Below are 13,962 nucleotides of genomic sequence, written 5' to 3' on the forward strand. Positions count from 1 at the left end.
CGGGAGACGGTGGAAAACGCGTTCGCTCTCCGCGATGTGGACGATTGTCGTCGAGCGACCGTCGAAGGCCTTATGCGGCGTGGGCGGCGCAGGCCGCCGAATCGCAGTCCTCGCAGACAACCAACTGCTCCCGGCATGCGAGGTCGACGCAGTTCCGCATCCTGCTGGTCTCCGCGCCACACGTGGCGCAGCGGCCCAGCACGGCGGCGTGGTCGCTGAAGGTCAGAGCTCCGCGCCCGTCAAAGACGTAGAGGGAACCCTCCCACAGCCCGTCGTCGCCGTACGCCTCGCCGTAGCGCGCAATGCCGCCTTCGAGCTGGTACACCTCCTGGAACCCGCGCGTGCGCATGAGCGACGACAGCACCTCGCACCGGATCCCCCCGGTGCAGTACGTGACGACCGGCTTCTCCTTCAGATGGTCGTACGCGCCGCTGTCGAGGGCGGCGACGAAGTCGCGGGTGGTCGAGACGTCGGGCACCACGGCGTCCCGGAAGCGCCCGATGCCGGCCTCGAACGGGTTGCGGCCGTCGAAGAACACCACGTCTTCGCGCGCTTCGACGAGGGCGTGGAGTTCCTCGGGCGCGAGCCGCGTGCCGCCTCCCGAGACGCCGTTCTCGTCGACGACCAGCTCGTCGGGAGCACCGAACGAGACGATCTCGTCCCGTACTTTCACTGACAGTCGCGGGAAGTCTGTGCTGGTGTTGTCCGCATTCAGGCCGGAACCCTCGCTCCATTTGGCGTCGAGCTGCCGGAAGGGCGCGTACTCCTTGGTGACCCTCAGGTACCGCTTCAGCGCGTCGAGCTCACCGCCCAGCGTTCCGTTGATGCCGTGTTCGGAGAGCAGGATCCGGCCGCGCAACCCCAGTCGTTCACAGAGTTCGCGCTGCCAGAGACGGATCGCCTCGGGGTCCGCGAGCGGCGCGAAGACGTAGAAGAGGAGCACTTTGGGGACGGCCACCGCCTCATCGTAGGCGAGTGCTTCCCGATCGGCGCCGATCGTAGGATGGTGAACGATGTGAGCGCGTGAAGCTTTGTTCGCCTCCCGTTCAGGCAGGTGGGACAAGGTCGATGCGTTCCCCGGGGCACGTCCCCGTGACAGAAGGGCGGGTTGTTGCGAACCCTGGTCATCATCCCGACCTACAACGAACGCGAGAATATCGGCTCGATTGTGGGGCGCCTCCGCGCATCGGTTCCCGAAGCCGAGGTGCTCGTCGTCGACGACGGATCCCCCGACGGCACAGGCGAAATCGCGGACGCGCTCGCCGCGACCGATGAGAACGTCAGCGTGCTGCACCGGTCCGGTAAGGAGGGCCTGGGCGCGGCCTACCGTGCCGGGATGCGTCAGGCGCTCGACGCCGGTTATGACGCGATCGTCGAAATGGATGCGGACGGCTCTCACCAGCCCGAGCAGCTGCCCGCACTTCTGGGCACGCTCCGATCCGTCGATTCCCCGGATGGCGCGGACGTCGTGTTGGGTTCCCGCTGGGTCGACGGCGGCGGGGTGGTGAACTGGCCTGCTCGCCGACGGCTGATCTCCCGGGGCGGCAGCGCGTATTCGCGCATCGCCCTCGGGCTTCCGGTGCGCGATGTGACCGGTGGCTACCGTGCCTTCACCGCTGACGCGCTGCGACGACTCCATTTCGAGCGCACGGAGAGTCAGGGCTACTGCTTCCAGATCGACATGACGCGGCGCGCGTATGACGCCGGTCTCTCTATCGTCGAGGTGCCGATCACGTTCGTCGAGCGGGAGCGCGGCGCCTCCAAGATGGGCGGCGGCATTGTCGCGGAAGCCATGCTGCGCGTCACGCTGTGGGGACTCGTGGGGCTTCCGCACCGGTTCCGCAGACGCCCGACGCCGGCCGAGGTGGAGCCCATCCGCCGGGCGTAGCGTGAGCGGCATGGCAAACGATCCTTTCGAGCGCTTCGGCGCTGTTCCTCTCTTCACCGTGTCGAGCGACGACTTCGCCGACGGCGACCGGTTCTCGCGCGAGCAGTGGGCGTCGAGTTCGGGTGGCGGGGATGTCTCCCCTCAGCTGTCGTGGACGGGTTTCCCCCCGGAGACGAAGAGTTTCGCCGTGACGATCCACGATCCGGATGCGCCGACCGGATCGGGATTCTGGCACTGGGCCGTGTTCAACATCCCCTCCTCCGTCACGAGCCTCGCTCCGAACGCGGGCGCCGAGGGTGGCGCCGGCCTGCCTGAGGGCGCATCCATGCTGTCCAATGAGTTGCGCTCGAAGAGCTTCACGGGGGCGGAGCCGCCGGCCGGCACGGGCACGCACCGCTACGACATCGTCGTCCACGCGCTCGATGTCGAGCGATTGGACCTGGACCCGGAGTCGACGCCTGCCGTGCTGGGCTTCAACGCGCACTTCCACACCCTGGCGCGGGCGGTGATCTCCACGGTCGCCACGGACGGCGACATCTGACCGCGTCGCCGGCGCCAGCGCTCGGCGCCAGTGTCAGTGCTTGACGCCGGCGTCAGTGCTTGACGCCGGTGAAGGCGAGCACCCCGCCGAGCCCGATCATGAGCACACCTCCCGTGGCACCAAGCCGCTCCACCCTCTTGGGCGACCGTCCGAACCACTGGCGCGCCGTCCCTGCCGCGAGCGCCCACACGCTGTCGAACGTGAGCGCCAGTAGCAGGAAAACCGTTCCCAGCTCGAACAGCTGGAGGGGGATCGCGCCCGCGTGGTAGTCGACGAATTGTGGGAGCACGGCTACGAAGAACACCAGCGACTTCGGGTTGGTCAGGCCGACCACGAATCCTTCGCTGAGGATGCGCAGCCATGATCGCCGTGGCGGCGTCGCCTCGTGTGTGACGGCGGTGTGCCGACGGTGCCGGATCGCCTGGATCCCGAGGTAGATCAGGTAGCCGGCGCCTGCGAACTTGATGATCGTGAACACGACGAGCGACTGCGCGACCACCGCACCGATGCCCAGCGCCACCGCGATCACCAGGGGCAGCATCCCGAGCGCGTTCCCGACGACACTGAGCAGCCCGCCGAGCCGCCCGAGTGCCAGGGAGCGGCCGATGACGAAGAGCACGCTCGGGCCGGGAATGACGATGAGCGCGACGGAGGCGAGCGCGAAGGCGAGCAGGGAGGGACCGGCAACCATGCGCTGAGCGTAGGGGAGGTAGGTTCGTTACGTGAAGCTCCACAACGTTCGTGTGCACCGCAGTGACGAGAATCTCGCCCGCCAGGACCAACTCGCATGGAAGATGGCGGAGGTCGCCGCCGACCCGGTCGAGGTGGATGCAGACGTCACCGAGATGGTGATCAATCGCGTGATCGACAACGCGGCTGTCGCAGCGGCTTCCCTGACCCGTCGGCCGGTGATCTCGGCCAGGGCTCAGGCCCTGGCACACCCGATTCCGGTGCGCCAGCTGGAGGAGCTGACCGAGACGGTGGAGCACCCCCAGGACGGCTCGACGGTCTTCGGCGAGAAGCCGTCCGTTCGTGTCTCCCCGGAGTGGGCCGCCTGGGCGAACGGTGTCGCGGTGCGGGAGCTCGACTATCACGACACCTTCCTGGCGGCGGAGTATTCGCACCCAGGCGACAACATCCCTCCGATCACCGCGGTCGCGCAGCACGCCGCCCGCGCGTACGGGCTGACCGGGAGGGATCTCGTTCGCGGGATCGCGACGGGATATGAGCTTCAGATCGACCTCGCCCGCGCGATCAGCCTGCACCGCCACAAGATCGACCACGTGGCCCATCTGGGTCCGTCGGCGGCCGCCGGCATCGGCACCCTTCTCGGTCTTCCTCCGGAGACGATCTACCAGGCCATCGGCCAGGCACTTCACACCACGACCGCAACGCGGCAGTCCCGCAAGGGCGAGATCTCGAGCTGGAAGGCGCATGCCCCGGCCTTCGCCGGGAAGATGGCGGTCGAGGCGATCGACCGTGCCTTGCGCGGTGAGACGAGCCCGACTCCGATCTACGAAGGCGAGGACGGCGTCATCGCCTGGATGCTGGACGGCCCGGACGCCTCGTACGACGTCCCCTTGCCGACCGCCGGCGAGCCGAAGCGGGCGATCCTCGACTCGTATACGAAGGAGCATTCCGCCGAGTACCAGGCCCAGGCGTGGATCGACCTGGCCCGCAGACTCCACCGGCAGCATCCCGAGGTGGCCGATCCGTCTCGGGTCGAGAGCATCGTGATCCACACCTCGCATCACACGCACTTCGTCATCGGTTCCGGCGCGAACGACCCGCAGAAGTACGATCCGACGGCGTCGCGCGAGACCCTCGATCACAGCATCCCGTACATCTTCACGGTGGCCCTGCAGGACGGGGGCTGGCACCACGTGGAGTCGTACCTGCCTGCTCGGGCCGCGCGCCCGGACACCGTGGAGCTCTGGGGCAAGGTGACCACCACGGAGGATCCGGAGTGGACCCGGCGCTACCATTCGACCGACCCGGCCGAGAAGGCGTTCGGCGGTCGCGTCGAGATCCGTCTGGCCGACGGCCGTGTCATCGAGGACCAGATCGCCGTGGCCGACGCGCACCCGCTGGGGGCCCGGCCCTTCGTACGTGAGGACTACGTCGCAAAGTTCCGGACGCTCGCGGCAGGCGTGCTGGAGGCCGACGAGATCGAGCGCTTCCTCGCCCTCGCCGAGCGGCTTCCCGACCTGAAAGCCGCCGAACTGGGCGGCTTGACCATCACCGCGCGTCCCGGCCTGCTCGCCGCTTCGCCCGCGCCGAAGGGACTCTTCTAGATGCTCTATTCGTCCGTTCCCGCGCACGAGAAGCGCGCGGCATTCCGCGCCCGCCTTGCGTCGGGTGAGCTCGTCCGCATGCCCGGCGCGTTCAATCCGCTCAGCGCTCGCCTCATCGAGCGCAAGGGCTTCGAGGGCGTCTACATTTCGGGCGCGGTGCTCTCTGCCGAGTTGGGCCTCCCCGATATCGGTTTGACCACGCAGACCGAGGTCGCCGGTCGATCCGCGCAGATCACCCGAATGACCGACCTCCCGGCGCTGGTCGACGCGGATACGGGATTCGGAGAGCCGATGAACGTCGCCCGCACGGTCCAGGCGCTGGAGGATGCAGGAGTCGCAGGCCTGCACATCGAGGACCAGGTGAACCCCAAGCGTTGCGGGCACCTCGACGGCAAGCAGGTCGTCGACGAGAACACGGCGCTCAAGCGGATCCGAGCGGCGGCCGATGCTCGTCGCGATCCGAACCTCCTGATCATGGCCCGGACCGACATCCGTGCGGTCGAGGGACTGGATGCGGCGATCGATCGTGCGAAAGCTCTCATCGACGCGGGCGCGGATGCGATCTTCCCGGAGGCCATGGCCGATCTCTCCGAGTTCGAGGCCGTGCGGGCCGCCGTGGACGTGCCCATGCTCGCCAATATGACCGAGTTCGGGAAGAGCGACCTCTTCACCGTCGACCAGTTGCGTGACGTCGGCGTCAACATCGTCATCTGGCCCGTCTCTCTCCTCCGGCTGGCCATGGGAGCCGCAGAGAGAGGGCTCGACCAGCTTCTCGCCGAGGGGTCGCTCAAGCCGCTGCTCGGTGAGATGCAGCATCGCGCGGATCTGTACGACCTGATTGACTACGAGGGCTACAACGCCTTCGACACCTCGGTATACAACTTCGAGGTGCGGCGCTAGAACTCTCCGACGACGACGACGACGTCGCGCGTCGGCGGCCATCCTGTCAGCAGCGAAGGAGCTCACATGACCGACCCTGAGATCCACAAGGGCCTCGCCGGAGTCGTCGTCGACACGACGACCATCTCCTCGGTGAACCCGCAGACGAACTCCTTGCTTTATCGCGGTTACCCGGTGCAGGAGCTTGCGCAGTACTGCTCGTTCGAGGAGGTCGCGTACCTGCTGTGGCACGGAGAGCTTCCGACGCCCGAGGAACTCACCGCCTTCGAATCGCTCGAACGGTCGCTCCGCCGCCTCGACGATCGCACCCGGCGCGCCCTCGACGACATCCCGGTCTCCGCCCACCCGATGGATGCGCTGCGCACCGCGGTGAGCCAGCTCGGGGGTCTCGACGCCACGCTCCAGCAGACCGACGGCATCCTCGATCGTGACCTGAATGAAGGCCGCGCGATCTATCTGCTGGCCCAGCTGCCTACGATCGTTGCGTACATCCAGCGCCGCAAGCGTGGGCTCGAGCCGGTCGAGCCACGTGACGACCTGGACTACTCGCGCAACTTCCTGTGGGTCACCTTCGGCGAGGTGCCGGACGACGTGGTCGTCGACGCCTTCCGAGTCTCCCTGGTCTTGTACGCGGAGCACTCGTTCAACGCCTCCACTTTCACCGCTCGGGTCATCGCGTCGACGCTGTCGGACGTCTACTCCGCCGTGACGGGAGCGATTGGGGCGCTCAAGGGGCCGCTGCACGGCGGAGCCAATGAGGCCGTGATGCACGCCTTCGATGAGATCGGTTCGGCCGACCGTGCTGCCGAGTGGCTGGACTCCGCGCTCGCCGAGAAGCGCAAGATCATGGGGTTCGGTCACCGCGTCTACAAGAACGGCGACTCGCGCGTCCCGACCATGCGGGCGGCGCTGGTCACGCTCACGGAGCACTACGAGCGCCAGGACATGCTCGACCTCTATGACGCGCTCGAGAGCGCTATGGGAGAGCGCAAGAACATCAAGCCGAACCTCGACTACCCGTCCGGCCCGGCCTACAACCTCATGGGGTTCGACACAGAGACGTTCACGCCGCTGTTCGCCGCCGCGCGGGTAGCGGGCTGGACCGCACACATCTTCGAGCAGTACGCCTCGAACTCCCTGATTCGGCCTTTGTCGCAGTACACCGGCCCGACGGAGCGTCACCTGGAGCGTTAGCGCTGCTTCGATGCGGCAAGCCAGCCGGATCCGCTGGATCAGCGATAGAGCAGCAGAGCATCCCCCTGCCCGCCGCCGCCGCAGAGCGCGACGGCCGCCCGACCCGAACCACGACGCGCGAGTTCGTGAGCTGCGTGGCCGGCGAGCCGTGCTCCCGAGGCGCCGATCGGGTGCCCCAGGGCGATTGCCCCGCCGTGCAGGTTCACCCGCTCGGCGTCCAGCCCGAGGTCGGCCATCGACTGCAGCGCGACGGCGGCGAACGCCTCGTTGATCTCGACGAGGTCGAGGTCCGGGACGCTCCACCCCGCCCGCCGGAGTGCTGCGTCGATCGCGCGCGACGGCTGGGAGTGAAGGGAGTTGTCGGGCCCGGCGACCTGTCCGCTCGCCGCGACCAGCGCGAGCCAGTCGAGTCCCAGGCGTTCCGCATTCTCCCGACTGGTGAGCACGAGCGCGGCCGCTCCATCGCTCAGCGGCGAGGAGTTCCCGGCGGTCAGCGTGCCCCCTTCGGCGAAGCTCGGCCGCAGTCGGCTCAGCGTCTCGGCGGTCGAATCCGGCCGCACTCCTTCGTCGGTGCTGACCACGACGGGCTCGCCACGTCGCTGAGGGATCGTGACGGGCGCGATCTCGTCCTCGAACACCCCGTTCGTGGCCGCCGCGCCGGCCCGCTGATGGGATCGCGCCGCGAACTCGTCCTGCGCTACGCGCGTCAGGCCGAGCTTCTCCGTGTAGCTCTCGGTGGAGGCGCCCATCGACACTCCGTCGAATGCGTCCGTCAGCCCGTCGTGCGCCGCGGAGTCGAGCGCCTGGATGGAGCCGTAATTCCACCCCATGCGTGAACCGGGGAGGATGTGCGGCGCGTTCGTCATCGACTCTTGGCCGCCGGCGACGACCACAGTCGCCTCGCCTGTCCGGATCAGACGTGCGGCGTCGATCACCGCGGCCAGTCCCGAGAGGCACACCTTGTTGATCGTCGTGGCGGGAACATCCCAGCCGATGCCCGCGCCGATCGCGGTCTGCCGCGCCGGGTTCTGACCGGCACCCGCCTGCAGCACCTGCCCGAATAGCACCGTGTCCACGGATTCCGGCCCGAGGCCCGAGCGTTCGAGCGCCTTCTGCAGCGCGATCGTCCCCAGCTGCACTGCCGTCAGAGACGCGAGCGCGCCCTTGATCTTCCCTAGCGGGGTGCGGGCGGCGGACAGGATGACGACGTCGTCGGTACTCATGGGCTACTCCTTCGTGCCTGGTCCCTCCATTCTCACACCGAGCGCACCGGTAGGCTTGGGGCTCGTGACTGCACGCGTTTTGATCAAGGACCTGGCCGCCCTCCCCGACGGTCCCGTGAGTGTCGCTGGATGGGTCGAGACTGTCCGCGACCAGAAGAAGGTGCAGTTCGTCGTCCTGCGCGACGAGTCGGGCGCCGTGCAATTGGTGAACCCGCGAACTGTGGGTGAGGACGGCGTGGTCGTCGCCGACGAACCCGCCGTCACCATCTCCGGCCTCTCGCAGGGCACGTTCGTGCGCGCCACCGGCGAGCTCAAGCACGACGAGCGGGTGAAGCTCGGCGGGATCGAGATCCGGCTGTCGTCGCTCGAGGTCGAGACCGCGGCCGTCCCGGAGACGCCTATCGCGGCCGACAGCGGCATCGACAAGCGTATGGACTGGCGCTTCCTCGACCTGCGCGAGCCGAGCCACGCCCTCATCTTCCGGGTCCAGACGACCTTCGAGCACGCGCTCCGCCAGTACTGGGTCGACAACGGGTTCGTCGAGATCCACACTCCCAAGCTCATGGCTTCGGCCTCCGAGTCGCGTGCGGAGCTGTTCGAGCTGCCGTACTTCGAGACGACCGCCTACCTGGCGCAGAGCCCGCAGATCTTCAAGCAGATGGCTCAGGCCGCCGGTTTCGGCCGCGTGTTCGAGATCGGTCCGGCGTTCCGCGCCGACCCGAGCTTCACCAGCCGCCACGCTACCGAGTTCACCAGCGTGGACACGGAGATCAGCTGGATCGACAGCCACGCAGACGTCATGAAGGTCCACGAAGAACTCCTGGTGGCCGGCTTCACGGCGGTCAAGGAGAAGCACGGCGAGGAGATCGAGCGCCTGTTCGGCGTCGAGGTCACCGTGCCGTCGACGCCGTTCCCCCGCATCCCGCTGGCGGAGGCGAAGCGTATCGTCGCCGAGCGCGGTTACGAGGTGCCGCGTGCGGACGACGACATGGACCCGGAGGGCGAGCGCCAGATCTCCGCGTACGTGAAGGAGACCTTCGACCACGAGTTCGTGTTCCTGACCGACTACGCGTCGAGCATCCGCCCGTACTACCACATGCGTCATCCCGAGGACCCGTCGATCACCCGCAGCTACGACCTCATCTTCAACGGGGTCGAGATCTCGACCGGCGCTCAGCGTGAGCATCGCGTCGACATCCTGGAGCAGCAGGCGACCGAGAAGGGCCTCTCCGTCGAGGAGCTCGAAGATGTGCTGGCGTTCTTCCGGTACGGCATCCCGCCGCACGGGGGTTTCGGCATGGGCCTCGCCCGCGTGCTGATGCTCATGCTGCACCTGTCGAACCTCCGCGAGACGACGTACCTCTTCCGCGGCCCGACGCGCCTGACGCCGTAGTTCCAGATCCGTTGGTGGGCAGAGCCGTCCAGCTCTCGCCCGCCACGAGGATGTGCCCGAGGAACCGCAGGCCGAGCGTCGCCGCCGACTGGTCGAGTCGGCGGGTGAGCATGAGGTCGGCGACGGATGCGTCCAAGACTCCTGACGGATGGTTGTGCGCCACGGCGAACGACCGGCCGCCGCGCGTGAGCACCGCCTGGAGCACATCGGCCGGCTGGACGTGCGTCTCATCCACCCCGCCGTCGCGCATGAGCACGAGCTCGAGTGGTCGGGCCGCGCGGTCCGCCACGATGACGACGAACCGTTCCGAGTCGCGGTGCAGCAGCTCGGGACGTACGACAGCGGCGACCGCCTTGTGGTCGACGAGTCGCGTCCAGGCGGAGGAGGCGCCTGCGCGCCGCCAGATCTCGATGATCGCGACCAGGCGCCCGGCCGTCGCGGGCCCGACCCCTGGCAGCTGTTCCAGCCGGGGGAAGTCCATCGTCGCGAGCCCGGGAAAGCCGCCGGTCCTCCGCAGCACCGACCGCGCGAGCGCGAGGACGCTGCGCCCGGTCTGGCCCGAGCCGAGGACGAGCGCGAGCACCTCGTCGTCGGTGAGTGATCCGACGCCCAGGCGACGCATCCGTTCGCGGGGACGGTCGTGATTCGGGATGTTCGCAAGAGCCACGTCCTCTTCTTCATCGTCGGCCATGGCTCGAAAGTAAGCAGGGACAGCATCCGCCATCGCCCGCGGAGACAATCTGTGGAAAACCGAAACTCCCGACGGCCTGTGGAGAACCAGCTCGGCACGAGCCCCCGCCGGCGCTCAGTCAATTCAAGGGAAGCTCCTCCGTAGACTGGAGCCGTGGTAGCGAGCCAGGTCCACCTCGTCCGTCATGGCGAGGTGTTCAACCCCGACGGCATCCTGTATGGCAGGTTGCCGGGCTTCGGCCTCTCCAAACTCGGGCACCGGATGGCGCAGGCGGCAGCAGACGAACTGATCGCACGCGACCGTCCGGTCACCGCATTGCGCGTCTCGCCGCTCCAACGCACCCGCGAGTCGGCCGCCCCGATCGCAGAGGCATTCGACCTCGAGCCGGTGATCGAGGAGCGCATCATGGAGCCGACCAATCGGTTCGAGGGTACGCGGATGAAGCGTGCCGTCCGCAATCCCGTCTACTGGCCGTACCTGGTGAACCCGCTCCGGCCGAGTTGGGGCGAGGCGTACACGAGGATCGAACAGCGGATGCTCGCAGCCGTGGAGGACGCCTTCCAGTCCGTCGACTCGGGCGACGTCATCCTGGTCAGTCACCAGCTCCCGATCTGGGTCACGCATCTGTCCGTTGCGGGCGAGCGCTACCCGCACGATCCGCGCAAGCGGCGCTGCGCGCTCTCCAGCATCACCAGTTTCGAGCGCATCGAGCCCGGAGAACACGCAGAAGGCGATGTGGATGCGTCGGCCGATCCCACGCGTCGTCCCGCGCGGACGGCCGAATCCCGCCGCCTCGTCGAGGTCGGCTACGTCGAGCCCGCGGCCAGCCTGCAGGCGTCCGCGACCGATGTGGGAGCCGTATGAGTGGCGTCTCCCGCGTGCGCTCACGCATCCTGCTGCCGGTGGCCGCATTCGTCGCCGCGACCGCGCTCGCGCTGACCGGTTGCACGGCCGACGACAGCCTGGCGAAGCAGTACCGCTCTGGCAGCGGTCAGAACTACATCGCCGGCGATGGCACCGTGAGCGAGTTCGCCGCGGGCAATCGTGGCGAACCCGTCCCCTTCTCCGGCAAGCTGCAGGATGGCGGCACGGTCACCTCGGGTGAGTACGCGGGCAAAGTCCTCGTCGTCAACTTCTGGTATGCCGGCTGCCCGCCCTGTCGCGTTGAGGCCCCCGCGCTGGAGTCGCTCAGCCGGAAGTACGCGTCGCAGGGCGTCGGCTTCCTGGGCGTCAATCTCTACGACTCGGCGCAGACGGCGGCGAGCTTCGAGAAGGAGAAGGGCGTCACGTACCCCTCGGTACTTGACCGCGACACCGGATCCGTCCTGCTCGCCTTCAGCAAGACGGTTCCTCCGAAGGCGACGCCTACGACGCTGGTGGTCGACAAGAAGGGTCGCGTCGCCGCCCGGATCCTGGGCGCCATCCCCGACAAGAGCATCCTCGACTCCCTTATCTCCGACGCCGTGGCCGAGAACTGACGTGGGCGGCGTCGGTCAGATCGTCTTCAGCGGTCAGCTCCTGCTGGCCCTGCCGATCGCACTCCTCGCGGGTCTGGTGTCCTTCGCGTCACCGTGCGTTCTCCCGCTGGTTCCCGGCTATCTGGCGTATGTCGGTGGCATCAGCGACCCGGGCGCGAAACGCGACCGCTCGCGCCTCCTCACCGGAGTCGCCCTCTTCATCCTGGGATTCGCGATCGTCTTCGTCGCCTACGGTGCGGCTTTCGGCGCCCTGGGTTTCTGGCTCATCCGCTGGCAGGACGTCGTCGTCCGCGTGCTCGGCGCGCTGGTGATCGTCATGGGGCTCGTCTTCATCGGCCAGTTCTCCTTCCTCCAGCGCACGATCAAGCCGGCCTGGCGGCCTGCGACGGGGCTGATCGGCGCACCCCTGCTCGGCATCGTCTTCGGTCTGGGGTGGACGCCGTGCATCGGCCCGACGCTCGCCGCGATCAGCGCACTGAGCGTGGGCAGCGGTTCGCCCTGGCGCGGGGCGCTGCTCGGCCTCTTCTATTGCGTCGGCCTCGGCATCCCCTTCCTGCTCGTCGCCCTGGGCTTCGACTGGGTAGCGGGTTCGGTGGCCTTCCTCAAGCGGCACATCCGTGTCATCAACATCATCGGCGGCGTGCTGCTGGTGGTCATCGGCATCCTGATGGTCACCGGTGTGTGGAGCGAGCTCATGTCCCAGTTCTTGGCGGTGATCCAAGGTTTTGAGCCGGCCCTCTGATCACATCGATTCGGCCCCGCCCCGGGAGGATCCGAACGTCGTCCAGCCGCAGCTGGGCCCAACCGGCTGGATCCGCTGGTTCTGGCGCCAGCTGACGAGCATGCGCACGGCGCTGTTCCTGCTGTTGCTCCTGGCGATCGCGGCGGTCCCCGGGTCGCTCGTTCCGCAGCGCAGCTCCGACCCGAACGGTGTCACCAAGTACTTCACCGACAACCCGTCACTCGCGCCGGTCCTCGACAAGTTCCAGTTCTTCGACGTCTACACGTCGGTGTGGTTCTCGGCGATCTATCTGCTGCTGTTCGCATCCCTCATCGGCTGCATCATCCCGCGCACCAAGCACCACTTCCTGGCGATGCGCGCGAAGCCCCCGCGGACGCCTGTACGCCTGACCCGCATGGCCGGATTCCAGGCGCGGATCCTTCCAGCGGAGCTTCGGGCGGATGCCCCGGACCCGATCGTCACTGCGCGCGACGTGCTGAAGGCGAATCGGTACCGCGTGGCCCTGTATCAGGATGCGCGCTCCACCTCGGTCTCGGCAGAACGCGGCTACCTGCGCGAGAGCGGCAACCTCGTCTTCCATATCGCGTTGCTCGGGGTCCTGCTCGCGATCGGCGTCGGCGGAGGCTTCGGCTATACGGGCCAGAAGATCGTCGTCGAAGGGCAGAGCTTCGTGAACAGCCTGCCGTCGTACAACTCGTTCAACCCGGGCCGCTTCTTCAGTGACGGAACACTGGCACCCTTCTCGATCGCCGTCGACAAGCTGGATGTGGCCTACGAGACGAAGAACAAGGATGCGATCGGCACCCCGCTCGACTACACGGCCCACGTGACGACCGTCGGTCCAGGGGACGCGAAGTCGAAGACGACGATCAAGGTCAACGACCCGTTGGCGATCGGCGGAACGAACGTCTACCTGCTCGGTAACGGGTACGCGCCGACCATCACGGTGCGGGACACGGCGGGCAAGGTCGTCTTCAGTGACTCGGTGCCGTTCATCCCGCAAGCGGATCCCAACCTGACGTCGCTCGGCTTCGTCAAGGTGCCGGACGGGCTCAAAGAGCAGGTCGGGATGATCGGCTTCTTCTACCCGACCGTGACCGCGAGTCAGACCGCGCAGGGCGCCCTGGCGTCGAAGTTCCCTGGACTGGACGATCCCGTCCTGAGCCTCAACGTGTACGCCGGTGACCTCGGCGTCGACGACGGCGTTCCGCAATCCGTGTACAGCCTCAACACCGACACGCTCGAGCAGCTCGCCGGGCCGCCGACCAAGACGAAGGCGCTCGAGCTCAAGCCGGGCGAGACGGTGCAGCTCCCGAACGGACTCGGCACGATCTCGCTCGACGGCGTGAAGCGCTTCGCGACTCTCGAGGTCCACCACGATCCGGCACAGGGGTGGGTTCTGCTGTTCGCCATCCTGATCCTGGTCGGCCTCCTCACGTCGTTGTTCGTTCCCCGCCGCCGGATGTGGGTGAAGGCGGTCGAGAACCCCGACGGTTCGCTCACGCTCGAGTACGCGGGACTGGCCCGCGGCGACGACCCGAACCTCCTCGCCGCCGTGACCGCGGTGGCGGACCAGCATTCCCGAGCCCTCGGCGGCTCCCAGAAGAATTAGGCTTGC

At 67.7% G+C, this 13,962-nt stretch carries 14 protein-coding genes; 10 read left to right on the plus strand and 4 right to left on the minus strand.

All coding sequences use genetic code 11. The annotated features are described in order from the left end of the window. Window positions 1–70 precede the first annotated feature (70 nt). Window positions 71–958 carry an oxygen-dependent tRNA uridine(34) hydroxylase TrhO gene (gene trhO / locus AB4Z18_RS12515; RefSeq protein ID WP_441783067.1) on the minus strand — a complete coding sequence of 296 codons (888 nt, stop codon included), beginning with the start codon at window positions 956–958 and terminating at the stop codon, window positions 71–73. Window positions 959–1,111: 153 nt separating this feature from the next. On the opposite strand from trhO, the gene AB4Z18_RS12520 reads away from it, so the two are divergent. After that, on the plus strand, window positions 1,112–1,888 hold the full coding sequence (locus AB4Z18_RS12520) for a polyprenol monophosphomannose synthase (protein ID WP_441784000.1): 777 nt from the start codon (window positions 1,112–1,114) through the stop codon (window positions 1,886–1,888). Between the two features lie 10 nt (window positions 1,889–1,898). Beyond that, the gene (locus AB4Z18_RS12525; protein WP_441783068.1) at window positions 1,899–2,429 is read left to right on the plus strand and encodes a YbhB/YbcL family Raf kinase inhibitor-like protein; all 531 of its coding nucleotides are present in this window, start codon (window positions 1,899–1,901) and stop codon (window positions 2,427–2,429) included. Between the two features lie 52 nt (window positions 2,430–2,481). Here AB4Z18_RS12525 and AB4Z18_RS12530 read toward each other — a convergent pair whose 3' ends face one another. Continuing rightward, window positions 2,482–3,120: a LysE family translocator gene (locus AB4Z18_RS12530; RefSeq protein WP_441783069.1), complete on the minus strand. Its 639-nt coding sequence runs from the start codon at window positions 3,118–3,120 to the stop codon at window positions 2,482–2,484. Window positions 3,121–3,151: 31 nt separating this feature from the next. Here AB4Z18_RS12530 and AB4Z18_RS12535 point away from each other — a divergent pair, with 31 nt between their 5' ends. The 3 genes from AB4Z18_RS12535 (at window position 3,152) to AB4Z18_RS12545 (ending at window position 6,817) form a co-directional block, all read left to right on the plus strand. Next, entirely contained in the window at window positions 3,152–4,723 is a 1,572-nt protein-coding gene (locus tag AB4Z18_RS12535; RefSeq protein ID WP_441783070.1) for an MmgE/PrpD family protein, read from the plus strand. Further along, window positions 4,724–5,623, plus strand: a complete 900-nt coding sequence (gene prpB, locus AB4Z18_RS12540; RefSeq protein WP_441783071.1) for a methylisocitrate lyase — start codon at window positions 4,724–4,726, stop codon at window positions 5,621–5,623. Window positions 5,624–5,689: 66 nt separating this feature from the next. Next, window positions 5,690–6,817, plus strand: a complete 1,128-nt coding sequence (locus AB4Z18_RS12545) for a bifunctional 2-methylcitrate synthase/citrate synthase (RefSeq protein WP_441783072.1) — start codon at window positions 5,690–5,692, stop codon at window positions 6,815–6,817. 38 nt (window positions 6,818–6,855) lie between these two features. On the opposite strand, the gene AB4Z18_RS12550 is transcribed toward AB4Z18_RS12545, so the two are convergent. Further along, on the minus strand, window positions 6,856–8,040 hold the full coding sequence (locus tag AB4Z18_RS12550) for an acetyl-CoA C-acetyltransferase (RefSeq protein ID WP_441783073.1): 1,185 nt from the start codon (window positions 8,038–8,040) through the stop codon (window positions 6,856–6,858). Window positions 8,041–8,104: 64 nt separating this feature from the next. Here AB4Z18_RS12550 and aspS point away from each other — a divergent pair, with 64 nt between their 5' ends. Then, window positions 8,105–9,433, plus strand: coding sequence for an aspartate--tRNA(Asn) ligase (aspS, locus tag AB4Z18_RS12555; protein WP_441783074.1), 1,329 nt, complete (start codon window positions 8,105–8,107; stop codon window positions 9,431–9,433). On the opposite strand, the gene AB4Z18_RS12560 is transcribed toward aspS, so the two are convergent. Then, the gene (locus tag AB4Z18_RS12560) at window positions 9,363–10,124 is read right to left on the minus strand and encodes a JAB domain-containing protein (protein WP_441783075.1); all 762 of its coding nucleotides are present in this window, start codon (window positions 10,122–10,124) and stop codon (window positions 9,363–9,365) included. The genes aspS and AB4Z18_RS12560 overlap by 71 nt on opposite strands. A gap of 153 nt (window positions 10,125–10,277) precedes the next feature. Here AB4Z18_RS12560 and AB4Z18_RS12565 point away from each other — a divergent pair, with 153 nt between their 5' ends. From AB4Z18_RS12565 to resB, 4 genes are read left to right on the plus strand one after another with little or no spacing between them, the layout of a single operon-like run. Continuing rightward, on the plus strand, window positions 10,278–10,988 hold the full coding sequence (locus AB4Z18_RS12565) for a histidine phosphatase family protein (RefSeq protein WP_441783076.1): 711 nt from the start codon (window positions 10,278–10,280) through the stop codon (window positions 10,986–10,988). Further along, a complete protein-coding gene (locus tag AB4Z18_RS12570; RefSeq protein WP_441783077.1) occupies window positions 10,985–11,602 on the plus strand; it encodes a TlpA disulfide reductase family protein in 618 nt (205 codons plus the stop codon). Before AB4Z18_RS12565 ends, AB4Z18_RS12570 begins: the two co-directional genes overlap by 4 nt. 1 nt (window position 11,603) lies before the next feature. Continuing rightward, entirely contained in the window at window positions 11,604–12,344 is a 741-nt protein-coding gene (locus AB4Z18_RS12575; protein ID WP_441783078.1) for a cytochrome c biogenesis CcdA family protein, read from the plus strand. Next, window positions 12,328–13,956 carry a cytochrome c biogenesis protein ResB gene (gene resB / locus AB4Z18_RS12580; RefSeq protein ID WP_441783079.1) on the plus strand — a complete coding sequence of 543 codons (1,629 nt, stop codon included), beginning with the start codon at window positions 12,328–12,330 and terminating at the stop codon, window positions 13,954–13,956. The genes AB4Z18_RS12575 and resB overlap by 17 nt, the downstream gene beginning before the upstream one ends. The last annotated feature ends 6 nt before the right edge of the window (window positions 13,957–13,962 follow it).

This window comes from Leifsonia sp. 2TAF2, from assembly GCF_052115085.1.
Lineage (GTDB): Bacteria > Actinomycetota > Actinomycetes > Actinomycetales > Microbacteriaceae > Leifsonia.